The sequence below is a fragment of the Halopiger djelfimassiliensis genome, assembly GCF_000455365.1.
GTDB classification, from domain to species: domain Archaea; phylum Halobacteriota; class Halobacteria; order Halobacteriales; family Natrialbaceae; genus Halopiger_B; species Halopiger_B djelfimassiliensis.
In genome coordinates this window covers 317608-338980 of sequence record NZ_HG315684.1, presented here as the reverse complement: position 1 = coordinate 338980, position 21373 = coordinate 317608, and the positions used below count along the sequence as shown (strand labels likewise).

The 21373-nt window shown below is 63.0% G+C and carries 23 protein-coding genes and 1 pseudogene; 9 read left to right on the top strand and 15 right to left on the bottom strand.

What is annotated here, in order from left to right; all coding sequences use genetic code 11:
* Positions 1–31: 31 nt before the first annotated feature.
* From TX80_RS01705 to TX80_RS18835, 4 genes are all read right to left on the bottom strand, one after another.
* On the bottom strand, positions 32–1522 hold the full coding sequence (locus TX80_RS01705; RefSeq protein WP_049921147.1) for a replication factor C large subunit: 1491 nt from the start codon (positions 1520–1522) through the stop codon (positions 32–34).
* Between the two features lie 43 nt (positions 1523–1565).
* The gene (locus TX80_RS01700) at positions 1566–1937 is read right to left on the bottom strand and encodes a PIN domain-containing protein (protein ID WP_049921146.1); all 372 of its coding nucleotides are present in this window, start codon (positions 1935–1937) and stop codon (positions 1566–1568) included.
* The gene (locus TX80_RS01695; protein WP_049921145.1) at positions 1938–2168 is read right to left on the bottom strand and encodes an AbrB/MazE/SpoVT family DNA-binding domain-containing protein; all 231 of its coding nucleotides are present in this window, start codon (positions 2166–2168) and stop codon (positions 1938–1940) included.
* Positions 2169–2721: 553 nt separating this feature from the next.
* Positions 2722–3087, bottom strand: coding sequence for a hypothetical protein (locus TX80_RS18835; RefSeq protein WP_154658550.1), 366 nt, complete (start codon positions 3085–3087; stop codon positions 2722–2724).
* Positions 3088–4088: 1001 nt separating this feature from the next.
* Between TX80_RS18835 and TX80_RS01690 the strand changes: the two genes are divergently transcribed.
* Positions 4089–5498, top strand: a complete 1410-nt coding sequence (locus TX80_RS01690) for a sodium:solute symporter family protein (RefSeq protein ID WP_049921144.1) — start codon at positions 4089–4091, stop codon at positions 5496–5498.
* 64 nt (positions 5499–5562) lie between these two features.
* Here TX80_RS01690 and TX80_RS01685 read toward each other — a convergent pair whose 3' ends face one another.
* Entirely contained in the window at positions 5563–6924 is a 1362-nt protein-coding gene (locus TX80_RS01685; protein ID WP_049921143.1) for a hemolysin family protein, read from the bottom strand.
* Positions 6925–7128: 204 nt separating this feature from the next.
* On the opposite strand from TX80_RS01685, the pseudogene TX80_RS19630 reads away from it, so the two are divergent.
* Positions 7129–7296 (top strand): annotated as a pseudogene (locus TX80_RS19630) (zinc ribbon domain-containing protein); the annotation flags it as partial.
* 45 nt (positions 7297–7341) lie between these two features.
* Here TX80_RS19630 and TX80_RS01680 read toward each other — a convergent pair.
* On the bottom strand, positions 7342–7614 hold the full coding sequence (locus tag TX80_RS01680) for a DUF7521 family protein (RefSeq protein WP_049921142.1): 273 nt from the start codon (positions 7612–7614) through the stop codon (positions 7342–7344).
* A 73-nt stretch (positions 7615–7687) separates the two neighbouring features.
* Positions 7688–8038 carry an ArsR/SmtB family transcription factor gene (locus TX80_RS01675; protein WP_049921141.1) on the bottom strand — a complete coding sequence of 117 codons (351 nt, stop codon included), beginning with the start codon at positions 8036–8038 and terminating at the stop codon, positions 7688–7690.
* A gap of 244 nt (positions 8039–8282) precedes the next feature.
* Here TX80_RS01675 and TX80_RS18405 point away from each other — a divergent pair, with 244 nt between their 5' ends.
* Positions 8283–8483 (top strand): DUF7835 family putative zinc beta-ribbon protein, encoded by a 201-nt coding sequence (locus TX80_RS18405; protein ID WP_081661382.1) that lies wholly within the window; start codon positions 8283–8285, stop codon positions 8481–8483.
* 51 nt (positions 8484–8534) lie between these two features.
* Here TX80_RS18405 and TX80_RS01670 read toward each other — a convergent pair whose 3' ends face one another.
* Positions 8535–9191: a metal-dependent hydrolase gene (locus tag TX80_RS01670; RefSeq protein WP_049921140.1), complete on the bottom strand. Its 657-nt coding sequence runs from the start codon at positions 9189–9191 to the stop codon at positions 8535–8537.
* 116 nt (positions 9192–9307) lie between these two features.
* Between TX80_RS01670 and TX80_RS01665 the strand changes: the two genes are divergently transcribed.
* The gene (locus tag TX80_RS01665; protein WP_049921139.1) at positions 9308–10018 is read left to right on the top strand and encodes a helix-turn-helix domain-containing protein; all 711 of its coding nucleotides are present in this window, start codon (positions 9308–9310) and stop codon (positions 10016–10018) included.
* A 17-nt stretch (positions 10019–10035) separates the two neighbouring features.
* Positions 10036–10224: a hypothetical protein gene (locus TX80_RS01660; protein ID WP_049921138.1), complete on the top strand. Its 189-nt coding sequence runs from the start codon at positions 10036–10038 to the stop codon at positions 10222–10224.
* A gap of 28 nt (positions 10225–10252) precedes the next feature.
* Here the strand turns inward: TX80_RS01660 and gcvH are convergent, their stop codons facing one another.
* From gcvH to TX80_RS01640, 4 genes are all read right to left on the bottom strand, one after another.
* Entirely contained in the window at positions 10253–10636 is a 384-nt protein-coding gene (gcvH, locus tag TX80_RS01655) for a glycine cleavage system protein GcvH (protein ID WP_049921137.1), read from the bottom strand.
* 2 nt (positions 10637–10638) lie between these two features.
* A complete protein-coding gene (gcvT, locus tag TX80_RS01650) occupies positions 10639–11736 on the bottom strand; it encodes a glycine cleavage system aminomethyltransferase GcvT (RefSeq protein ID WP_049921136.1) in 1098 nt (365 codons plus the stop codon).
* A 103-nt stretch (positions 11737–11839) separates the two neighbouring features.
* A complete protein-coding gene (locus TX80_RS01645) occupies positions 11840–13441 on the bottom strand; it encodes a S8 family peptidase (RefSeq protein ID WP_049921135.1) in 1602 nt (533 codons plus the stop codon).
* A 402-nt stretch (positions 13442–13843) separates the two neighbouring features.
* Positions 13844–15817, bottom strand: coding sequence for a S8 family serine peptidase (locus tag TX80_RS01640; RefSeq protein ID WP_049921134.1), 1974 nt, complete (start codon positions 15815–15817; stop codon positions 13844–13846).
* A gap of 264 nt (positions 15818–16081) precedes the next feature.
* Here TX80_RS01640 and TX80_RS01635 point away from each other — a divergent pair, with 264 nt between their 5' ends.
* Both TX80_RS01635 and TX80_RS01630 read left to right on the top strand, forming a co-directional pair.
* Positions 16082–16543 (top strand): NYN domain-containing protein, encoded by a 462-nt coding sequence (locus TX80_RS01635; protein ID WP_049921133.1) that lies wholly within the window; start codon positions 16082–16084, stop codon positions 16541–16543.
* Between the two features lie 57 nt (positions 16544–16600).
* Positions 16601–17389, top strand: a complete 789-nt coding sequence (locus TX80_RS01630; protein ID WP_081661381.1) for an alpha/beta fold hydrolase — start codon at positions 16601–16603, stop codon at positions 17387–17389.
* Here the strand turns inward: TX80_RS01630 and panB are convergent.
* Positions 17383–18195: a 3-methyl-2-oxobutanoate hydroxymethyltransferase gene (gene panB, locus TX80_RS01625; protein ID WP_049921131.1), complete on the bottom strand. Its 813-nt coding sequence runs from the start codon at positions 18193–18195 to the stop codon at positions 17383–17385. The two genes, TX80_RS01630 and panB, sit on opposite strands and share 7 nt — an antisense overlap.
* Before the next feature lie 101 nt (positions 18196–18296).
* On the opposite strand from panB, the gene TX80_RS01620 reads away from it, so the two are divergent.
* Positions 18297–18530 carry a DUF5822 domain-containing protein gene (locus TX80_RS01620; protein ID WP_049921130.1) on the top strand — a complete coding sequence of 78 codons (234 nt, stop codon included), beginning with the start codon at positions 18297–18299 and terminating at the stop codon, positions 18528–18530.
* 2 nt (positions 18531–18532) lie between these two features.
* Here the strand turns inward: TX80_RS01620 and TX80_RS01615 are convergent, their stop codons facing one another.
* Positions 18533–19072, bottom strand: coding sequence for an HAD family hydrolase (locus TX80_RS01615; protein WP_049921129.1), 540 nt, complete (start codon positions 19070–19072; stop codon positions 18533–18535).
* 43 nt (positions 19073–19115) lie between these two features.
* On the bottom strand, positions 19116–19742 hold the full coding sequence (locus TX80_RS01610) for a TetR/AcrR family transcriptional regulator (RefSeq protein ID WP_195893012.1): 627 nt from the start codon (positions 19740–19742) through the stop codon (positions 19116–19118).
* A gap of 174 nt (positions 19743–19916) precedes the next feature.
* Between TX80_RS01610 and nrfD the strand changes: the two genes are divergently transcribed.
* Positions 19917–21236, top strand: a complete 1320-nt coding sequence (nrfD, locus tag TX80_RS01605) for an NrfD/PsrC family molybdoenzyme membrane anchor subunit (RefSeq protein ID WP_049921127.1) — start codon at positions 19917–19919, stop codon at positions 21234–21236.
* Positions 21237–21373 lie beyond the last annotated feature (137 nt).

Below are 21373 nucleotides of genomic sequence, written 5' to 3'. Positions count from 1 at the left end.
GGGACGCCACGCGGGAGCGAGCCGAAAACACCTACAGGAAGTCGTTGAGTCCGGACTGGTCGTCGTCCGGCTGTTGGGTCTCGGCGCTCGAGTCCGATTCCGTCGTTTCCGCGTTCGATTCGTCGCTCGAGGCCGTGAGCGTCTGCTGGTCACGGTCGTCGGAATCGGCGGATTCCCCCTCGTCGGCGGCCGTTTCCGAACCCGCGTCGTCGGGGGCGAAAAACGCTGTCCCCGAGTGCTCGACGGTTTCCTCGGTCCGCAGGTCCTCGGCGTCCTCGACGATCGACTGGACCTTGTTCGTGGTTTTGCCGCTGCCGGTGACGAACGAGACGTCGGCCTCGTCGAGTTCGTAGGCGGCGGCCATGCTGACGGTAAGCTCCCGGTTCTTGCAGTGGTGGGTCATCGCCGAGAGGTACGGGAGGATTTCCCGGCGTGCGGTTGCGACGCTCGTCCCTTCGCGTTCGGCGATGCGTTCCGCGATCCCGTCCCGGGTGTTTCGCGTCCCTTTCGTGCGGCCGAGCTTCGACCAGTAACTCGGGGGACCGTAGCGGGTCCAGCCGCCCTTGTCTTCGCGGCGGGAGGCGGCGACGCCGGCGGTCATGTTGTCCGTCGCGTACCGCCAGTAGGAGTAGTTCTGGGTCGAGCGCACCCGCCCGAGCCACCGGTCGGCGTTCGAGAGGAACTCGTAGGCGTCGGCCAGTTCCGCCCCCTCGTAATCCTTCGGGACGTTGTCCTCGATCCAGTTGAGCAGGTCGTCCGGGTTCTCGTCGACGTCGTAGGACGCCCGCAGCGCCCCTTCGGCGTCCGTCTCCTTGATGAGCGTATCGAGGTAGTCGAAGATCCCTTCGGTGGTGTCGCGCTCGCTCGTGACCACGTCCTCGACGGTCAGGCGCTCGGTTTCCTCGGCGACGGCCTGCAGGTCGTTGACCGCCGACCGCAGGTCGCCGCTCGTCGCCTCCGCGATCTTCTCGAGGGCTTCCTCCTCGAACTCGATGTCCTCACGGCGGCAGATGTCCCGCAGGACGGGGACGATCGAGCGCTTCGAGACGTCGCGGAACTCGATGGTCTCGCAGGCGTTGCGCAGCGACTGGCTCATGTCGTAGAACTCGTTTGCCACGAGGACGATCGGCTGGTTGGCGTCCTTGACGACGCGGGTGACCTCTCGGGAACCGCCGTAGTCGGCGTTGCCGTGGAAGTTGTCCGCCTCGTCCATGATGACGAGCCGACGGCCCGCTTCGCCGCCGGTGAGCGTGCCGCTTTTCGAGGCCTCGCCGGCGATGCGTTCGATGACGTCGGCCCCGCGGTTGTCGCTTGCGTTGAGTTCCATCACTGGCCAGCCCATGTCGTTGGCAAGCGCGTGGGCGGCGGAGGTCTTCCCGATGCCGGGGCTGCCGTGGACGATCACCGCGTCCCGGTGGTCGTCCCACGTCTCCGCCCACTCCTGCAACTGGTCGCGGGCCTTGTTGTTTCCGCGTACCTCCGACAGCGTCGTCGGGCGGTACTTCTCGGTCCAGTCGCTCATTGGGACGTGATTGGTGCGAGCCGCGTTTAGTGGTTGCGGAGCGTCACTCGTCGACCGTTTTCAGGTCGAGACGGGAGGCTACTCCATCGTACGTATCGTCGCTCGAGACGATGGTATCGCCGTTAGATTCGACGAGGTGAAGTGCGTCGAACGGGGTGAATCCGCGGTCTTCCACGTACGTCGCCGCCGTCACGACCGTCTCCACGTCACCGCGTACCTCGACGAGGTTGGCGGCGTTCGAAACGACGCGTTCGGTATCACGTTCCTCCCGGTAGGCGACCATCAGGAGTTCGATGAGCGTGAACTGGGACGTCCACAACTCGTCACGGTGTTCCCGGTATACCGTTTCAGCAGCATCCCCAAGCCAGTCCTCGTCCTTGATGAGCGCGAGGAGAAAATCCGTCTCCGCATACATCTATCGTCCGGCCTCGTCGATGGCGTCGTCACGGGCCTTCTCGCGAAGTTCGTCGGCCGACTTATCGACGTCCGCGAATTCGTCCCTGAGTGCCTCGAGCGGGTTGTCGGCGACCGGAACCAGTTTGACCCCGTCGGGAAGCTGAACGACGTGATATCGGTCCCCGTATCGCTCTCGGACCTCCTTCGGGAGCGTGAGACGACCGCGGTCGTCGAGCGCTACGTCTGACATACCTCGGTGTACGGTGGGCAAAGGTAAAAACGTTCCCCGATATATGGAAGCTACCCATTCCGTGTTCACTTGTCGGAGTTCGTCTCTGCATTCACGAACGACCAACGACGCATATTCGACGTTCTCAGTACATCGAAGCTACATCGTATTTTCCCGACTTCTCGGTCCAGTCGCTCATTGGGACGTGGTTGGAGTGAGTCGCGCTTAGTGGATGCGGAGCGTCACTCGTGGTCGAGGGTCTTCAGGCTGAGACGGATGGACCATCCACGTCCGACCCGTCGCTCGAGACGACCGTCCCGCCAATGATGGCGGTACCGTAGCGACACCGATGACTCCGTCACTATGTCCATCGACCAGAGTGGGCGTTCGTGGCGACTCGTTCAAGATCACCACCGATCGGGAGGTAGCTACCGGAGTACGTTGAACGGAACCGAGACGTACGTCCTCGTTTCGAATTGCCGATGATTGAACGAAGCAACCCCGTCGCCGAGGGGCCGCCCTCGACGTTCGAGTGTCCCCGTGACTGGTCTTGAAGCTAAATCTCGGGAATCCTTCAGTCTTTGTGCTTCTTCCGACTGGATGTCTTGCCTTTCGGTTTCAGTCTATCGCCAATCGTTCTACTCTTTGCCGCTCCCTGTTGGGCGTTCTTATTGGATTGATCGAGCTCTGAGGAAATCCGAGAATCGATTTTCATCTCGCCGTCTCCCTTTCCAACCTCGGGTCCGGTAACGGGGCCGTCTCCAGGTTCCGTAACAGGCTCTCCTTCGGGTGGTCCGGGCTCTTCTGGTTCCGTAACAGGCTCTCCTTCGGGTTCTTCTGGTTCTTCGGGTTCTTCGGGTTCTTCGGGTTCTTCTGGTTCTTCGGGTTCTTCGGGTTCTTCGGGTTCTTCTGGTTCTTCTGGTTCTTCTGGTTCAGTCACCATTTCCCTTACACAAAAGACGATGTGACTGATTGCAGGCTGTGGTGAACCGGGTATCGGTTCGCTGAACGTTCCGGTGAGCGGAGCGGGGCTGGTGTCCGTAGCGGTTTGTCCACCACCGAACACACAGATGCTTATCACCTCCCAAGACCCTCTGACGGCGTAATCGACTTCGATCGGCTCACACTCTTCACCGGGTTTATTCCGATAGTCGAGAATTTCGACGACGTTTTGCCCCTGATCCGGTGTCGGATCGAAGGAACAGGGTTCGTCGTCGGGCCTGAATTCGTATTTGCCGAACGCGTCTGCCTCGTCGGGACAGGTACACGGCGTTCCCGGTAACTCCTGTTGAGCCGCTACGGTCTCCGTTCCGAGAGCCCCAATGAATCCTGCGGTTCCGATACCCCGTAACAGCGTTCTTCGGTTGAGGATCGGTTCTTCGGTTGAGGATCGGTTCTTCGGTTGAGGATCGGTTCTTCGGTTGAGGATCGGTTCTTCGGTTGAGGATCGGTTCTTCAGTTGAGGATCGGTTCTTCGGCTGAATCGTGCGATTCGGTATGTCGTCGCTCATAGCTATGGTACTGGGTGTCGTGGATGTCGGCCGCTACGGTCGATTTCTCGAGGCGGATTCGTGAAGCGGCCAGTGAGAGCGTATTCCTTCGACCGGATAAATTCCAAGTAACATTCGGTAGATATTTCCGAAGTTACGATCGGTTATGGCTCTCCAGAATTCTCTAAGTAGGATATTCAATCGCAATTGTCGGCGGGACACCTGAAGACTGATTACAGTACCGAACGAAACGTCTCCCTACACCGACTCAAACCGCTGTTTCACCGTTTGGTATCCTCGTTCGGTGGCGTTTCCGGTGGATGTTTCCCATGACGTCCAGCCACAGCGTCACGGATGGCTGTAGTTCCACGGCCCGAAATTCGATCGGCCGTTCGTTACCGACGCGGCGTATTCTGCAGGAATTAAATAGGAGGTTTGGTATGCACGCAGTATGGCAGTCGAATCGGATATTACACTCCTGTATATCGTCGCCGGCTATCTCGTCGTCATGCTCGGCGTCGGCGTGTGGGCGTACGGAAAAACGAACACCGCCGAGGACTTCATGGTCGCCGGCCGAAGCCTCGGAACGGTCGTCATCGCCGGCACGTTGCTGGCGACCTGGATGGGATCGGGATCGGTTACGGGCGGAAGCAACTCGATCGCGTACGACCACGGCCTGTGGCCCGCGATGCTCCTCGGCACCGGGTCGCTGATCGGGATCGGGATCCTGAAGGCGCTTGCCCCCCGGATCAGACGGTTCGAGAAGCTGACCATTCCAGAGATGATCGAGGCCGAACTCGGCAAGGAGGGACGGATCATCAGCTTGCTCGTGATCGCGTTCGCGTACATCGGCATCGTTTCCTACCAGTTTACCGGATTCGGCTTCATCCTCAACGTCACGACGGGGGTTTCGGTCACCCAGGGAACGGTCATCGGCACCGTGCTCATCATCGCCCTCGCGGCGACGGGCGGGCTCATGTCCGTCGCCTACACCGACGCGATCAGCGCGTTCCTGATGCTTTTCGGCCTGCTCCTCGCGCTCCCGTTCGTCATCTCCGGTGCCGGCGGGTGGGAAAGCGTCACGGCGAACGTGCCCGCGACGCACTTCGACGCGCTCGGGGACCTCTCGTTCCTCGAGTTTTTCGCCCTCTGGGCACCGCCGCTGCTGTTGATCCTTGCGGACCAGAACATGTACCAGCGCATCATCGCCGGCGAGACCGACGAAGGGACCAATCGGGGGCTGATCGCCTGGTTCGTCGGCGTCATCGCGACGACGACGCTCATTCCCCTGATCGCCCTCGCCTCGCGCTCGATGTTCCCCGACCTCGAGCCGGGGATGGCGCTGATCGCGACGACGACCTACGTTCCGACCTGGGTCGGCGGAATTCTGCTCGCCGCCGCGTCGGCGTTTATCATTACGACGGGGAGTTCGTACCTCCTGTCGGCCTGTACCAACATCTCACAGGATCTCTATAAGGGATTCATCAATCCCGAGGCGTCCGATACGCAGGTGTTCTTGCTCACGCGGATCTGCGTGGTCGTCTTCGGGGCGTTCGCGTTCGTGCTCGGCCAGTACTTCCCGACGATCCTCGAAGTGCAGATGTACTCGTACACGGCCTACGGAGCCGCGATCACCCCCGCACTGTTGGCGATTTTCCTGATGCGCGGCCGGCTCACCAAGGCCGGTGGCCTCGCCGGAATGATCGTCGGCGCGATTCTCGCGATCACGTGGGACACCGCGCTCAACAGCCCCTACGGACTCGATGCGGTGATCGTCGCCGCGCCGGTCGCGGCGCTGCTTATCCTCGTCGTCAGCGCACTGACGACCGGCGATTCGGAGCCGTCCCCGGCGCGAGCCTGACCGTCGGTGACCGGATCGGCACTGTCCGGCGGCCGACGAGAACCGGGCCGGTTCGACACCGGGATCACTCGAGCGATTCGTCGGTCGCCGGTGTATGCTTCTCGACGATCACGCTCGAGATTCGTGTTCCTTCCACCTCCTCGACGGTTACCTCGTAGCCGTCGGTCGCGATCGTATCGCCGACCTCGGGGGCGCGACCGAGGCGGCTCAACACCAGTCCGCCGACGGTATCGAACGCGTCGCTTTCGAACGCGGTATCGAGGACCTCGTTGGCGTCCGCGAGCGAGACGCCGCCGTCCATGGCATAGCGGCCGTCGGGGAGTTCGTCGATCGAGGGTTCCATCGCGGCGACATCGAACTCGTCGCGGATCTCGCCGACGACCACCTCGATGACGTCCTCGATCGTCAAGATTCCCTCGAAAGCCCCCCACTCGTCGATGACGACGGCCAGTTGGACGTTCCGACGGCGGAACTCCGCGAGGATCTCGTCGATGCGGCGGGTTTCGGGGACGACGAGGGCCGCTCGAGCGAGGTCGCGGGCGGTCGGCTCCGCGGTCGCTGGGCCGGCGGCCCCGTCGTCGGTCGTCGATTCGATGGCCTGAAGCACGTCTTTCGCGTGGACGAACCCGACGACGGGCTCGTCGGCGTCCTCGTCGACGACGGGAAATCGGGTGTAGCTCCCGCCTGCGGCGACCTCTCGCAGTTCCGAGAGCGGCATGTCGGCGTCGACGGTGACGATGTCCGGTCGGGGCACCATTACCTCGCGGGCGACGGTGTCCCCGAGGTCGAACACCGCTTCGATCATCTCGACTTCGTCCGCGTCGACGACGCCCTGTTCGCCGGACTGCGAGACGATGCGCAGGATCTCCTCCTCGCTGTGGCTCTCGTCGCGTTCCGACGCGGGCGAGACCCCGACGAGTCGGGTAAAGAAGTTCGCCGTCCCGTTGAACACGACGATACCGGGGATAAAGAGATAGTAGAAGAACTTCATCGGCGGCGCGACGAGCAGGGAAATCCGTTCGGCCTCCGCGATGGCCAGCGTTTTCGGCGCGAGTTCCCCGAACACGACGTGCAAGAACGTGATGACGCTGAACCCGATCGCGATGGCGACGATGTGGATCGACCCGGCCGGCAACACCGATCCCAACAGGGGTTCGATGAGCGAGGCGATGGCCGGTTCGCCGACCCAGCCAAGCCCCAGCGAGGAAATCGTGATGCCGAGCTGGGTGACGGCGAGGTAATCGTCGAGGTTGTCGGCGACCTCCTTGACGAGTCCGGCCCTCGATCGGCCTTCCTCGACGAGCGTTTCGATCCGGCTCGAGCGAATCCGAACGAACGCAAACTCGGCCGCGACGAAGAACCCGTTCAGAAAGACCAGCAGGAGAGCAAAGAGGAGTCGCCCGAGCGAGAACGCGACGTCTACCATCGGTACCCTCGCGGTGGGCTCGGCTGTCGTCCGTTCATCCGCGACGCCGCGATACCGTCGCCGGACGCGACGGCGGCTCGATCGCGGCGTGCTATCGTCCCGTCGGGGTTCCAGTCCCTGTCATCTAGGACGGCGTGTCCCGGCCGGTTCCACGAATCACCGAACATACGTGACGTTGGACGATGAGTCACAAAACCGTGGCGCAACGCCGACGTGAACGGTGATGAGAACATCCGACAGACGGTACTCCCGAATCTCGCCTGTGATGGGGGAGAGAGGGATAACGGCTGGATGGCACAGCCAGCGGTGTGCCTGTTCGACAAATCCACGGGCAGAGTACGCCCACAAGAACAGGTGTCCCGCGAACCATAATATCCCAACGCTTGGGAAACCGCGCCGTGAACGGCGCGGAGGGTGTCATCTGTAAAGCGAGGCGTAGAGCATTCCGAACCCGATGATAAACGGAATCGTTTCGACGATGTAGAACTCGGTCGATACCCCCTGAATCTGGGAGTTGATCGTCGTGAGCCCGATCCCCATACTGAGAAACGCGAACCCGATAAAGGCAGATTCGAGCCGTTTCGACTGTCGTTTCTGATAGGACTGGAAGCTGATAAGCGTCAGCCCGAGTGCGAGCGCGAAGACGATCATCCGCATCATCATCAACACGACGTCCGCGACGACGCTCATCTGTCACCACTCCCGGCTGGTAGAACGCACATCGTTTCGTGAGTAGCGTCTTCTCGGGCCATAAATCCGCGGATTACTCCACACCGAGTTCGTCCCAGAGTCGAGAGAAGCGGTCCGGAAGGTTCTCTTCCCGGAAGATACGGATGTCGTACTCGTCGTCCTCGAGCGAGATAACGGTGCTGTTGAAGTTGCAGGTATATTCCTTGTAGTGGTTGCCGTCGTCGGCGACGAGGGTTCGATGCTTGATGAGGTCGTTCTCCTCGAGAACGTCGAGACGGCGATAGATCGTCGGCTGAGAGAGGTCCAGACGCTCGGCCAACTCCTTCGCCGAGCCGGGTTCGCGGCTGATCGAAGCGAGGACGGTCCGCGCGTGCTCGTCCCCGATCGTATTGAGGATCTCTTCGATGGAGGACTCGTTATCCATGTGTAATTGCTACAGAGACTCACAGCAAAAGGTTTTCCGGGTTTTCGAGAATACATTTACTTCTTACATTTTCGGCGGGTCGGCGTTTTTGGATCCGGAAGGATGCGAGGAGCAAACACGTATCAAACGGCAATAACGTATATAACACCGGCGTTTTCACGCAGCGAGAACGCCTATATATACCTCTTCTCGGTCCTCGAAGCCACTGTCGATAATATATCATGTATTGGTGTGATGGAGTGGTATGGCAACCACAGATGGTGTATCAAACGGGATGACCGAACCGTGTGACGTGTGCGGAACCGACACGCTGCACGAAGTGTCAGTGCAGCTTATAACCGAAGGCGGCGACGGAGAGACCGCCCGATACTCGCGGGAGCCCTACCGAGTACGGGAGTGTCAACGGTGTGGGAACCGTGAGAGCAAGCGGATGAACAACGCCTGAACCGGCAGCCGCCTCGTCCGGCTTCTCTCTGGGTGGTGGTAGCGCTGCGATCTACGCCGTTTTCTCGGACCGTCTCGTTTCGACCAGTCGAAAGAGGACCGTCGCGAATCCGACGACGGTGAGGACGAACCGTTCCCCGGTCGCCGCGATCGGGAAGATCCGCTCGACGTCCGTCGGCGGGTCGTCCCGGGTCGGGTCGAACCCCGTGGAGTAGTGGGTATTCTCGGTGGTTCCGCGCGCCGTCGACTCGGCGACGCCCGTGCCCGAGTCGAACTCGACGAACGTCTGGACGAGGCCCCGCTGGTCGGTGACCAGAAGCCGCCCCGAGAGGTCGTAAAACCGGTCGTGGAGCGGCCAGAAAAGGTTGACGCCGTTGAAGAACGCATCAAGCAGGATGTGCGCGAACAACACGGCGACGAGGGACACCCACGCAACCCGATAGCCGTACCGTCCCCATCGATCGAGAACGACCGACTCCTCACGAACGGCGACGTCCCACACCAGCAGTGCCCCGGGAACGAGCACGATCCAGACGTTGTGCAGCGCCGCGCGATGGGTTCCGGGTACGTAGATGCCGATCAACGTATCGAGATCGATCAACGCGGTCGTCACGAGGACGACGAGGATCGCGTGTGCATCGAACCGATCGCCGAGCAGGGCAACGCCCAGCAGGCCGGCGAAGGCGACGTGAACGACTGTCGAAGGCATCGTTCGTCGTCTCGAACCGGGAGCGCTTCATCGTTGTCCTCGCCTGCCACCCGGGCGTCGCTTCGGCCGCCGGTCGTCTCCGGTAGCTACTTGAGTCGACCGGGCAACCGACGCATATGGGCGGACGCGGGCCGAAACGCGAACTCGCGGAGAAGATCGCCGGGGAGATCACGCTGAGTGACGACCCCGGTGCCACGTTGCGCAAGTGGCGAACCGACTTCGACATCTCACAGACCGATCTCGCGGCCGAACTCGACGTTTCCTCGTCGGTTATCTCCGACTACGAGAGCGGTCGCCGGGAAAGCCCCGGTATCGGCGTCGTCAGCCGACTCGTCGAGGGGCTGATCGGGATCGACGAACGCCGCGGCGGCGATCGAATCCGTCAGTACGGCCGCGTGCTCTCGGCGGGGTTCGACAGCGACGTCGTCTACGACCTTCGCGAGTACGCGTCCTCGATCCCGCTCTCGCAGTTGTACGCGGAGATCGATGCGACCGAAATCGCACCGGGCAGTACCGACCGGATCAGCGGGCACACCGTCATCGACAGCATCGAGGCGATCACTCGCCTCTCCAGCGAGGAGTTCTTTCGGCTCTACGGTCGGAGTACGAACCGCGTGCTGGTGTTTACGGGAGTCACGCGCGGAGAGTCGCCGCTTGTCGCCCTGCGTGTCGTGAATCCGACGCCGAACGCCGTCATCCTTCACGGGATCAACGAGGACGAGCTGTGGGACCACGCCGGCGATCTAGCCCGTATCGACGGCTACTCGCTTGCAGTGACGGACGCGCCGCTTGAGGAGATGTTAGATCTCCTCGTGAGCCTCGAGTAACCGCTTCGACGGGGACGATGGATCGGACCGAACGCGGAACGGTCGGACTGGTCGTCGGCTACGCCGCGACGCTGTCGCTGGTCGCCGTCGTCGACGAGTCGGCGCTCTGGCTGGCGTGGGCGGTCACGATGACCGTCCTCGCCGGGGCGGCGCTGGTACGATTCAACCGATCGAAAACGAGGAAAAGCGACCGACCCGGCGAGTGATCGACTCCCCGGGAGACGGACGCCCCTCTCAGACGACCTGCGATTCGTACTCGTCGGCGGTAAGCAGATCCTCGAGTTCGTCGGGGTCGTCGGGGTCGATCTCGAGCATCCAGCCGTCGCCGAAGGGGTCGTCGTTGACGAGTTCGGGTGCATCGAACAGGGCTTCGTTGACCGCGACGACGTCACCGCTGACCGGCGCGTAGAGATCGGAGACGGCCTTGATCGATTCGATAACGCCGAACTCCTCCTCCTTGGTGACGTCGTCGCCCTCGTCGGGAAGTTCGACGAAGACCACGTCGCCGAGTTCGTCCTGTGCGAAGTCGGAGATGCCGACGCGGACGACGCCGTCGGTCTCGAGTGCCCACTCGTGTGATTCCATGTACTGCCTGTCGTCGGGAATGTCGAAGCTCATGATTATACAGTGTCGATGAACGGTGTGGTTTCAACTCTTGCCTTTTTCGACTGGCCGCGAACGACGACCTGCAGCGTCGTCCCGGGTTCGGCGTACTCGATCGGGACGTAGCCGAGGCCGATCGGCTGTTCGACGGTCGGACTCATCGTTCCGCTCGTAACGGTGCCGACGACCCGACCGTCAGTGTTCGTGATGTCGTAGCCGTGACGGGGAACGCCCCGGTCGATCAGCCGGAAGCCGACGAGCTTCTCCTCGACGCCGGCCTCGTTGACGCGTGCCAGCGCGTCCCGCCCGACGAAGTCGGTATCCAGCGCGACCGTAAATCCGATCCCGGCCTCGTATGGAGTACGGGGGTTGGATTCGGCGTCGAAGTCCTGCCCGGACAGCAGGAGGCCGGCCTCGATCCGGAGGGTATCTCGAGCCCCGAGTCCACACGGCTGGCAGTCGAAGCAAGACCAGATCTCCGCAGCCTCGCTCCAGGGGACGATCAGTTCGAATCCGTCCTCGCCGGTGTACCCCGTCCGGGCGGTCCAGCACTCGACGCCCTCGATCGTCGCGTACGTCGCCTCGAATCGGTTCAGTTCCGCGACCGACTCGGTCGTGACGTCGTCGACGAGCTCGGTCGCGTTCGGTCCTTGAACGGCGAACATCGCGTACTCGTCGGTCCGGTTGTCGACGGTCGCCTCGAGCTCCCACTCGTTGCGGTGCGTGAGCCACCGCTCGTGGGTCGCCTCGTCCGTGCCGGCGTTTGGCACGAAGAGGTAGGTCGGATCGCCGTCCTCGTCGGGCAGCCGATAGATCACGGTATCGTCGATGATGATCCCGTCCTCGTCGGTGATCGTGGCGTACTGGGAGTCGCCGACCTCGAGTCGAGTCACGTCGTTCGAGGTGAGTCGCTGCATCAACGTCGTCGCGTCCGGCCCGGTGACGTGAATCTCGCCCATGTGGGAGACGTCGAAGATGCCGACGTCCTCCCGAACGGCCTCGTGTTCCGTCCGGATCGAATCGAACTCGACCGGCATGTCCCAGCCGCCAAACTCCGTAAACTTCGCTCCGCGATCGTCGTGAAGCCCACGCAACGGCGGCGTTTGAAGCGGCATACTCGAGGTGACACTCCGGGGATAGTAATGTCTTTTCGTCGGCTAATTGCTAGGGGCCTGAAAAAATCGTCGGTGTGTCGGGAATCTCCGGAGCGACCGGTCGTTACTTGCCGAGTTCCTCGATGGTCAGCTCGTAGGAACCGCTGCCGTTGTACTGGTTGACGAGGATGCCCAGTTCCTCGTCGCCCGAGAGGTCGACGGTAACCTCCTCGTTCGAGCCGGCCTCGTAGGAGCCTTCGTCGTAGTCCGACGTGGTCGGCGTCCGCCCGTCGAGGGTCAGATAGAGGTCGAAGTCGGCGTCGGACGGCCCGTCCAGCGTCACGGTCGCGCTACACGGATTCGTCGTCGTAAGTCGATAGTTGTACGTGTCGCTTGGGTTGCCCCACCAGCCGCCGCTCAGTTCGCCAGAAGCGGTTTCGGTGTTGGTCTCGTCACCGCAGTCCCCATTTCCCGGGTCGTCCCCGCCACCTTCGCCGGGGTCTGTGTTGACGGCCTGGCCGGCGTCGACGCGGCCGTAGCCCTGTTTGTCCTCCGAGAGCCCGATGTCGACGGCGGTCTCCTGGAGGTGTTGACGGAGTTCGTCGTTCGAGAGGTTCGAATGGGCCGAGAGCGTAAGCCCTGCGACGCCGGCGACGACCGGCGACGCCATCGACGTTCCGTCGAAGCTGTCGTAGTCGTCCCACGGGATCGACGAGAGCACGTCGCCACCGGGAGCGGCGAGTTCGATCTCCGGCCCGTAGTTCGAGAAGTTCGAGAGCGTTTCGCCCTCGTCGAGCGAGGAGACAGCCACGACGGTGTCGTAAGCTGCGGGATAGGAGACGCTACTTCCGTAGTCGTTCCCGGCTGCCGCAACCAGCAGCGAGCCCTGGTTGTACGCGTACTCACAGGCGCTGGCCATCGTCTCAGTGTAGCCGCCCCCGCCGAGGGACATGTTGATAATGTCGGCTCCCTGATCGGCCGACCACTGGATCGCGTCGGCGATGTCCGACAGCGAGCCACCGCCGCCGTCGCCCAGCGCGCGGGCGGACAGCAGCGAACAGTTGCTGATACCGGCGTGTCCCGTTCCGTTGTCCGTCGCACCCGCTGCGATGCCGGCGACGTGTGTCCCGTGGTTTTCGTTCTGGCTTGCCGGATACGGATCGCCGTCGTTGTCGACGAAGTCGTACCCCCCGTTGGAGACGCTGCCGTCCATGTTCGCCTGCAGGTTCTCGTGGTCGTACTGGACGCCCTGGTCGACGATCGAAATCGTCACGTCGGAATCACCAAACGTCGTCTCCCAGGCTTCCGGCGCGTTCACCTGCTGTGGGGCGTACTGCTGGTCGAATCCCGGATCGTTCGGGACGGCCAGCGCTTCGAAGGTGACGTTGTCTTCGGCGTATTCGATGTCGTCCTCCTGAAGGACGTTCTGCTTGAAGTTCTTCTTCGACTGGATCGACGCCCGTTCGGGGAACTCAACCGCGACGTAGCCGAGTTTCTCGTTCCGGTGGACGATCTCCGCGTCGCTGGGAAGCTTCGACTGGACCGTCGCTTCGCTGGTCGATACGGTGTCGGACGACGTACCGATCAGGATTTCGTTCTTCTTCGGGCCGGGCTCTCGGCCCGGAGTCGCGCTCGTGACGCCACCGAGCCCGAGAAGGGCACCGAAGGCACCCACTGATTTCAGAACTGATCGACGGCCGATGTCCGGATTGACATCTCGTGCCATGATACGGATCAAAAATGATGTAGACAGATTAAAAAAGTTATTAAACGTCGTAAAATTTAACGTCTGTAACTCATTATAGCGAGATACAAACGATAGAAACCTTGTGAGTCATAGTCATTGGAAATTATTTATGACTAATTATTCTTTATACCTAATATAAACACCCATATAATTTATCCAATAATATCGGGGCCCGTCTTCGATATACTCGAATGAGGGCTATCTTCGGGATAAAGCGAGTAATACGGATGTTTTCGACCGCCGGCCTCATTGCGGACGGTGATAGCCGTTTCGAACCGGGATTCCTCAAACTTCGGCTCGAGTTAGAACGGTCTCCGAGACCGACGGCGATCGATTACCCGCAGTCACGGAGTCCGTCCCAGTGTTCGATCCCGACGCGATTCACGCGCCGCGTTCTTCGATCGTCAGGGTGTAACTGCCGCTGCCGTCGGTTGCGTACACGAGTATCCGGACCGTCTCGTCGCCCGAGAGCGACACCGTAACCGATTCGTCGCTGCCGTTCCCCGCCGAGGAGGCGTCGAAGTTCTGCCGCGTGGGCCGACTCCCGTCGAGGGTCACGTAGAGATCGAAGTCGGCGTTTGACGGTCCGTCCAACGTGACGGTCGTACTACACGGATCCGCCGTCCGCAGCGAGTAGCGCCACCTGTCGGTTCCGCTCCACCAGCGACTGCGAAGGGAACTCTCGACCTCTGCGGACTTGGTTTCCGCGCCACAGCCGTGGTCGTCGTCCTCGTCCTCGTCGGCGTTCCCGCCGGTCGCCTCGATGACCGCTGCGGGGGACATCTCCTCGCCGTCGAGCTCGACCCACGTCACGTCGGGTTTGTCGATTTCGATCGACGTGACGGCTCCGTCGACGCGGTACGCATCGCCGTGGCCGACACCGGTCACGCCGCTTGCGTGCCACGTCCCGTCGTTTTCCTCGATCGAGTCCCCGTGGTAGGTCCCGCCTTTGATCTCGTTTCCGGAGGGGCTGTCGTAGGGCGCATCCGTAAACTCGACCGGACCGTCGGCGGTAAACTCGTAGCTCGCCCAGCTGGCCTCGGGTTCGGTCACGAACGCGAGGAGATGACCCTCAGTGTCGTCGGTTCCCTGCTCGTCGTCCGGCTCCTCGTCGGTCTCGTCGCCTCGATCGTAGCCGTCCGGGACGGTATTCACCGCGGCGTCGGCGTCGACGCGACCGTGGCCCTGTGCGTACGACGAGAGCCCGACGTCCGTCGCCGTCTGCTGCAGATGGTCGCGCAACTCCTCGGGCGAAAGCTCGGGATAGGCCGACAACACCAGTCCGGCGACGCCGGAGACGACCGGCGATGCGATCGAGGTTCCCGACGCCCGCGAATACCCGTCGTTCAACGTCGTCGTAACGACTCGACTCCCGGGCGCTGCGAGGTCGATCTCCGGACCCCGGTTCGAGAACGACGCGAGGCTGTCGCTCGAGGTAAGCGCCGAGACCGCGACGACGGGGTCGTAGGCGGCGGGGTAGGAGACGCTACCCCCGTCGTTCCCCGCGGCCCCGACGACCAGACATCCCTGATCGACGGCGTACTGGCAGGCGTTGGCCAGCGTTTGCCAGTGGCTCGAACTGCCAAGCGAGAGGTTGATGACGTCGACGCCCTGATCGGCCGACCACTGGACCGCGTCGGCGACGTCCGACAGCGACCCGCTGCCGCTTTCGTCTAACGCACGCGCGCTCACGAACGAACAGTTACTGATGCCGGCGTGTCCCGTCCCGTTGTCGGTCCCGCCGACGGCGACGCCGGCGACCTGTGTCCCGTGAGTTTCGTTGCTGTCGACCGGATACGGATCGCTTCCGCCGCCGACGAATACCTCTCCGACGCGCCTGTCGAGGTTCTCCTCGAGGTTCTCGTGGTCGTACTGGATGCCCTGGTCGACGATCGAGATCGTTACGTCGGAATCGCCGAGGGTCGTCCCCCAGGCCCCCTCGCAGTTGACCTGCTGTGGGGCGTGTTGGTACTGGTAGTATGGGTCGTTCGGCGTCGCGAACGACTCGATCGTCGCGTTTTCCTCGACGTATTCGATCGCGTCCACGTTCTCGAGCGCCTTTTTGACCTGTTCTCTCGCCTCGTCCGGCGTCTGTGCGGGGAACTCGATGGCGACGTATCGGATGGTTTCGTTCGAGTGAACGATCTCCGCGTTTCCGGAGAGTGCCGACCGAACCGTCCGTTCCGCGTCGGGAACCGTGGGCGAGACGCCGACGAGGAGTTCCGATTTCTTCGGACCCGGATCGCGGCCGGGCGTTGCGCTTGTGATACCGGTCGAACCGACGAGTGCGCCGAACGCGCCGGTCGCCTTGAGCACTGATCGCCGATTCCGCTTCGGGGAGCCATTTGGTGGCATACGGTGACAGTCACGTTATCCTGAAATTATTAAAATCTTCGCCAACTTTGAGTTATTTATTTGGACATATTTTCGAATTTCTAGTGTAATTCACAACACTATTCGAATATAAACCGCGAACAAGTGCAGGTGGCGATTTACCAGGGGAGTGACCTTGCGATAAACACACACACCGTTTTCGCAAGACGGCGTCGGGGTGTCCGAACCGGGTGGGATCGAGTCCGTTTCGCTACACCTATTTCGGGGCCTCGGCTATCGGTCCGTATGTTCGATCGCGTTCGTGCCCGTCTCGCCGCCGATACCGAGTCCACCGAGTCGACCGTGGGTCTGTTCGTCGACGGGCCGAACGTCTTCCGGGAGGAGTTCGACGTCGACCTCGACGACCTGCGCGACGCGGCGCGGGATCTCGGCCGCGTCGGCGTCATTCGTCTCTACCTCGACGAGCACGCCACGCCCGGGCTGATTCAGGCGGCCGAAGCCCGGGGGTTCGAAGTGATCGTCACGAGCGGCGACGTCGACGTGAAACTCGCCGTCGATGCGACCGCCCTGTCCGGCGACGGCACTATCGATCGTCTCGCCATCGCCTCGCGGGATACGGATTTCAAACCCGTCCTCGAGTACGCGGGGACCGTCGGCGTCGAGACGGTCGCCATCGCCCCCGGGTCGTACGGCCGGTCCGACGCCCTCCGAAACGCGGCCGACGACGCGGTGACGCTCGGCACCTGAGGACCTCGTCGTCGGTCGGGTCGTGTCTTTATACCGATTCCGGCCGTTCGAACGGGTATGGAGACGGTAGCCCACCACGGCCGACACACGGCCTACGACGTCGTCGACCGCGGCGGTGACGGCCCGCCGATCTGTTTCGTCCACGGAAGCGGCGGCTCCCGCGAGGTCTGGCGCTCCCAGCACCGCCTCGCCGACCGCAATCCCGTCGTCACCGTCGATCTCAGCGGCCACGGCGACTCCGAGGACGTCACCGCCAGCGCGGGCTATACCGCGCTATCGGCCTACGCCGACGACGTCTTGGCGGTCGCTGACGCCACCGACGCCCGGGTCCTGGCCGGCAACTCGCTCGGTGGGGCGGTCGTCCTACACGTCCTCCTCGAGCGCGCGTTCGATCCGGACGCGGTCGTCCTGACCGGGACCGGTGCGCGCCTCGGCGTGCTCGAGGATCTGCTGACGTGGTTCGAGACGGACTTCGACCGGGCCATCGAGTTCCTGCACGGTCCGGATCGGCTCTTTCACGACCCGGAGCCGGCGCTCGTGGAACGTTCGAAGTCGTCGATGAAAGCGTGCGGACGAGCCGTCACCGCCCGCGATTTCCGGACCTGTCACGAGTTCGATGTTCGCGGCCGGGTCGGCGAGATAGCCGTGCCAACCCTCGCGGCGTACGGAGAACACGACCAGTTGACGCCGCCGTGGTTCCACGAGTACCTCGCCGAGGAGATCGAGCCGGCCTGGCTCGCCGGTATCGAGGACGCGGCACACCTCGCGATGCTCGAGCAATCGTCCCGGTTCAACGACGCAGTGGTGGACTTTCTCGAGACGGTCGGCGAGGACGACCGTCAGTAGACGTCTTCGAGGTCGCTTTCCTCGTGGCTGTGTTCGTCGGCGGGGAACGTCTCCGATTCGACGGCCGAGACGTAGTCCGCGACGGCCGCTTCCATCTCCTCGCGAACGTCGCCGAACTGCTTCGAGAACGACGGCGACCACTCGCTTAAGCCGACCGCGTCGTCGATCACGAGCACCTGTCCGTCACAGTCCGGTCCGGCACCGATCCCGATCGTCGGGATATCGAGGGCGTCGGTAACCTCGGCCGCGAGGTTCGACGGCACGTGCTCTAACACGAGCGAAAACGCACCCGCCTCCTCGTGGGCGCGGGCGAGTTCGAGGATGCGTTCGGCGGCGTCCCGGTCGGTCCCCTGTCGCGGATAGCCGCCGTACTGGTTGACGTGTTGGGGGGTCAATCCGAGGTGGGCCATCACGGGAATCCCGAGCTGGACCATCCGTTCGGTCAGCTCGACGGTGTGTGGTCCGCTCTCGAGTTTGACCGCGTGTGCCCCTTCTTCCTTGAGCATTCGGCCGGCGTTCTCGAGGCTGTCTTTCTCGTCGACGCCGAAGGAGAGAAACGGCATGTCGGCGACGACGAGGGCGTCCTCGGTCGCCCGCGAGACCGCGCCGACGTGGCGGGCCGTGTCGTCGACGGTTACCGGCAGCGTCGTCTCGTGACCGAGACTCGTGTTTCCGACGCTGTCCCCCACGAGAATCACGTCGACGCCCTGTTCGTCGACGATTTCGGCCGTCGGGGCGTCGTAGGCCGTCAACATCGTGATCGGCTCCGCACCCGCCTTTTCCTTGAGATCCCGGACCGTGGGCATACGTTCACCTTCGTTTCCACCGATTAACGTTCTTCGATTGACGAACTCCGCCGAACCGGTTACCCGCGGTGCTTAAGAGGGACCGGTCGGGAGTGTCAGGCGTGCCAGAACCCGTCGAAACGACCTCGCCCGACGGCGTCGATTACGGGTGGGTGATGCAGGTAACGTTCGTCGTGACGATCCTCGTCGGCGCGCCGGTCGTCGCCATGCTGTCCCTGACCACCGAACTGTCCACGTGGGGCGCTCGTGCCGAGTTCGCGGTCCGGATCGGAGCCGTCGTCTGGCTGCTCGTGTCGCTTTCGGTCTTCGCGTACGCGAAGCGCCGACAGGGCTGAGTTCACACGCCGGAGGGGCCATCGTCGACGTACTCGAAGGCCGTCCCCGCCCGCTGTGCCGTCAGTTCGTCGCGGGCCGAATCGCCGACGAAAACCGCACCGTCGGGCGGACAGCCCAGTTTACGAACGGCCTCGAGCAACGGCTCCGGGTCCGGCTTTCGCGTCGCGACCGTATCGCGTCCGACGACGACGTCGACCGCGTCCGCGAGGCCGTGTTCCGCAAGCGCCGTCCGACAGGCGGCCTCGCAGTTGAGCGAACAGACGCCGACGGGGACCGTCCGCTCGAGCAACTCCTCCGCGCGGGCCAGCCGCGGGGCCGTCAGGGCACCCTCGCGCTCGTGGGCGGCGACCGTCGACTCGACGTCTGCCGCCAGTTCCGGATCGCCCGCGCCGTCGAGCAGCTTCCAGAGGTCAGTGCTCGGCGGCTCGACGCCCGCGGACTCGTAGCGCTCGAGAACGTCGGCCGCGACGGCGTCCCAATCGACGTCGAGGTCGACCAGCGTTCCGTCCAGATCGTAGACGACGGCGTCGTACTCGGTCACGCCTCCCGGTAGGGACGGGGGGAGAATAGTGACTTCGGTCCGGCTATCGCTGCTCTAGCTCCTGCAGGTACACGTCGATTGCCGTTCGGACATCGGTCAGCCACGCGGCGTCCTGCTCGCACAGCCGAAGCATGAGCGCGCCTTCGAAAAGCAGGAACAGAAACCCCGCGACTGCATCGGGATCGGTTGCGCGAAGCGTGCCGTTCTCGATCCCGGCCTCGACGACCGTCGCGAACCGCTCGCGTATCGTCTCGTCGGTCCTGCTGACGTACTCCCGCATTTCCGGGTTTCGGACCGCCTGTCCGCGCATTTCGATGATCGTCGCGACGTAGCCCGGCGCGAACACGTCCTCGAAAGCGACGCCGTCCGCTGTTTCGCCCAGATAGACGAGATCCAGCAACCGATGGATGCTCTCCCAGACGTCGCCGTCGTGACCGACCAGCAGCCGGTCCATATACCAGGTAAGCAACTCCTCGGAGAACTGCAGCAGAAGGTGGTACTTGTCGTCGAAATGGTAGTAGATCGTCGACTTGCTCAGCGACGTACGGTCGGCGATACGCTGGATCGACGCCCCTGCGTAGCCGTGCTCCCGGAGGACGAGATACGTCGCCCGGAATATCTCCTCCCTGCTCGTCGTCGGCTCGTCGAACGGCTCGTCGGACACAGCCATGCTGACCGACTGTTCGGTCGGCCACGGTATAAAACCGATCGGAACGTTTAAGAGCTGACCGAATGTTCGTTCGGTCATGTACCGAACGTTCGTTCAGTCAGCGCGGCCGACGATCGTGACCGAACCGAGCCGACACCGGATGTCTCGAGCGAACCGCCGAGGGGAGGGGCGGCGATGAGCTCGAAGCGCCCGACCCGGGCGGACATCGTGCGCCCGATGCAACGGACGACCGGCGGCTACTATCTCGCGTTCGCCGTCGCTTCGGTCGCCGTTCTCGCGTGGCTGGTCGCCTGGGCCATCCAGCTTCGGTACGGTCTCGTCGTGACGGGGCTCGGGGACTGGGGCAGCGGCGGCGGCGTCACGTGGGGGCTGTACATCGGGGCGATGATCTGGTGGATCGGGATCGCCCACGGCGGGATCATCCTCTCTGCGGCCGTGCGGCTCTTGGGGATGAAAACGTACCAGCCGGTCGCCCGTCTCGCCGAACTGCTGACCCTCTCCGGACTGTCGGCGGCCGGGCTCTACGTCCTGTTACACATGGGCCGGCCCGACCGGATGGTCACGAGCATCGTCGGTCACTACCACATCATGGTCAACAACTCGCCGCTGGTGTGGGACATGACCGCCATCACGGCCTACTTCGTGTTGACGGCGACCTACCTCGCGCTGACGCTTCGGTACGACATCACGCGGCTACGGGATCGGCTCCCGAACGCCCTCGAGCCGGTATACGCGGCGTTGACGATCGGCTACACCGAACGGGAGGACGAAACCGTCGAGCGGATGGTGTGGTGGCTCGCGCTGGCGATCATCGTTATGGCCCCGCTGTTGCTTCACGGGGGCGTGATCCCGTGGCTGTTCGCAGTACTGCCCGGCATGCCCGGCTGGTTCAGCGCGATTCAGGGACCGCAGTTTCTCACCATCGCGCTCACCTCCGCGATCAGCGGCGTCCTCGTTCTCTCGTATGCCTTCCGCTGGGCGTACGACTGGGACCACATCATCACCGACGACGTTTTCCGCGGGCTGTTGCTGTGGCTCGGCCTGTTTTGTCTGCTGTTCCTGTGGCTGCAACTCCAGCAGAACATCGTCGGGTTGTTCAAAGCCCCCCTCGACGTCGCCCACGCGCAGGCAGGGACGTTCCATCACCCGATCTACCGGCTCGCGATGGGGCTGGTCTTCGCGACGCTGGTGTATATCTTCGCACAGGCGGTCCGCCCGGCGCTGTTCAGCAAAACGCGGGCCGTCGTCGCTGGGCTGGCGGTGCTCGTCGCGACGCTGCTCGAGAAAGTCCTGTTCGTCGTCGAGGGCTTTCTGCACCCGACGTTTACGGTCTATGCGGCCACGCCCGGCGAGTATTTCCCGAGCGCGATCGAGATAGCATCACTGACCGGAACGACCGCCATGGTCGCGTTGTTTTTCCTCGCCGTTGCGAAGGTGATCCCGGTCGTCGAACTCCACGCGATCGAGGAGTTGCGACGCGACGACCACGAGTAACCGGCGGACGCGGCACGGAGTCGCACCACGCCGGTGTCGCCCGAGCCGCCGCCGGGAAATCCAGCGCCTCGAGTCCTTGCGGCCACCGACCCCGCCGACCACAGGGGGTGTCTCGAGCGAAAAGCGAAACGCGCGTA

Bases quoted from the DNA above. Each gene is read 5' to 3' on its own strand.
- TX80_RS01705 (WP_049921147.1), bottom strand. From the start codon at position 1,522: ATGAGCGACTGGACCGAGAAGTACCGCCCGACGACGCTGTCGGAGGTA.
- TX80_RS01700 (WP_049921146.1), bottom strand. From the start codon at position 1,937: ATGTATGCGGAGACGGATTTTCTCCTCGCGCTCATCAAGGACGAGGAC.
- TX80_RS01695 (WP_049921145.1), bottom strand. From the start codon at position 2,168: ATGTCAGACGTAGCGCTCGACGACCGCGGTCGTCTCACGCTCCCGAAG.
- TX80_RS01690 (WP_049921144.1), top strand. From the start codon at position 4,089: ATGGCAGTCGAATCGGATATTACACTCCTGTATATCGTCGCCGGCTAT.
- TX80_RS01685 (WP_049921143.1), bottom strand. From the start codon at position 6,924: ATGGTAGACGTCGCGTTCTCGCTCGGGCGACTCCTCTTTGCTCTCCTG.
- TX80_RS01680 (WP_049921142.1), bottom strand. From the start codon at position 7,614: ATGAGCGTCGTCGCGGACGTCGTGTTGATGATGATGCGGATGATCGTC.
- TX80_RS01675 (WP_049921141.1), bottom strand. From the start codon at position 8,038: ATGGATAACGAGTCCTCCATCGAAGAGATCCTCAATACGATCGGGGAC.
- TX80_RS18405 (WP_081661382.1), top strand. From the start codon at position 8,283: ATGGCAACCACAGATGGTGTATCAAACGGGATGACCGAACCGTGTGAC.
- TX80_RS01670 (WP_049921140.1), bottom strand. From the start codon at position 9,191: ATGCCTTCGACAGTCGTTCACGTCGCCTTCGCCGGCCTGCTGGGCGTT.
- TX80_RS01665 (WP_049921139.1), top strand. From the start codon at position 9,308: ATGGGCGGACGCGGGCCGAAACGCGAACTCGCGGAGAAGATCGCCGGG.
- TX80_RS01660 (WP_049921138.1), top strand. From the start codon at position 10,036: ATGGATCGGACCGAACGCGGAACGGTCGGACTGGTCGTCGGCTACGCC.
- gcvH (WP_049921137.1), bottom strand. From the start codon at position 10,636: ATGAGCTTCGACATTCCCGACGACAGGCAGTACATGGAATCACACGAG.
- gcvT (WP_049921136.1), bottom strand. From the start codon at position 11,736: ATGCCGCTTCAAACGCCGCCGTTGCGTGGGCTTCACGACGATCGCGGA.
- TX80_RS01645 (WP_049921135.1), bottom strand. From the start codon at position 13,441: ATGGCACGAGATGTCAATCCGGACATCGGCCGTCGATCAGTTCTGAAA.
- TX80_RS01640 (WP_049921134.1), bottom strand. From the start codon at position 15,817: ATGCCACCAAATGGCTCCCCGAAGCGGAATCGGCGATCAGTGCTCAAG.
- TX80_RS01635 (WP_049921133.1), top strand. From the start codon at position 16,082: ATGTTCGATCGCGTTCGTGCCCGTCTCGCCGCCGATACCGAGTCCACC.
- TX80_RS01630 (WP_081661381.1), top strand. From the start codon at position 16,601: ATGGAGACGGTAGCCCACCACGGCCGACACACGGCCTACGACGTCGTC.
- panB (WP_049921131.1), bottom strand. From the start codon at position 18,195: ATGCCCACGGTCCGGGATCTCAAGGAAAAGGCGGGTGCGGAGCCGATC.
- TX80_RS01610 (WP_195893012.1), bottom strand. From the start codon at position 19,742: ATGGCTGTGTCCGACGAGCCGTTCGACGAGCCGACGACGAGCAGGGAG.
- nrfD (WP_049921127.1), top strand. From the start codon at position 19,917: ATGAGCTCGAAGCGCCCGACCCGGGCGGACATCGTGCGCCCGATGCAA.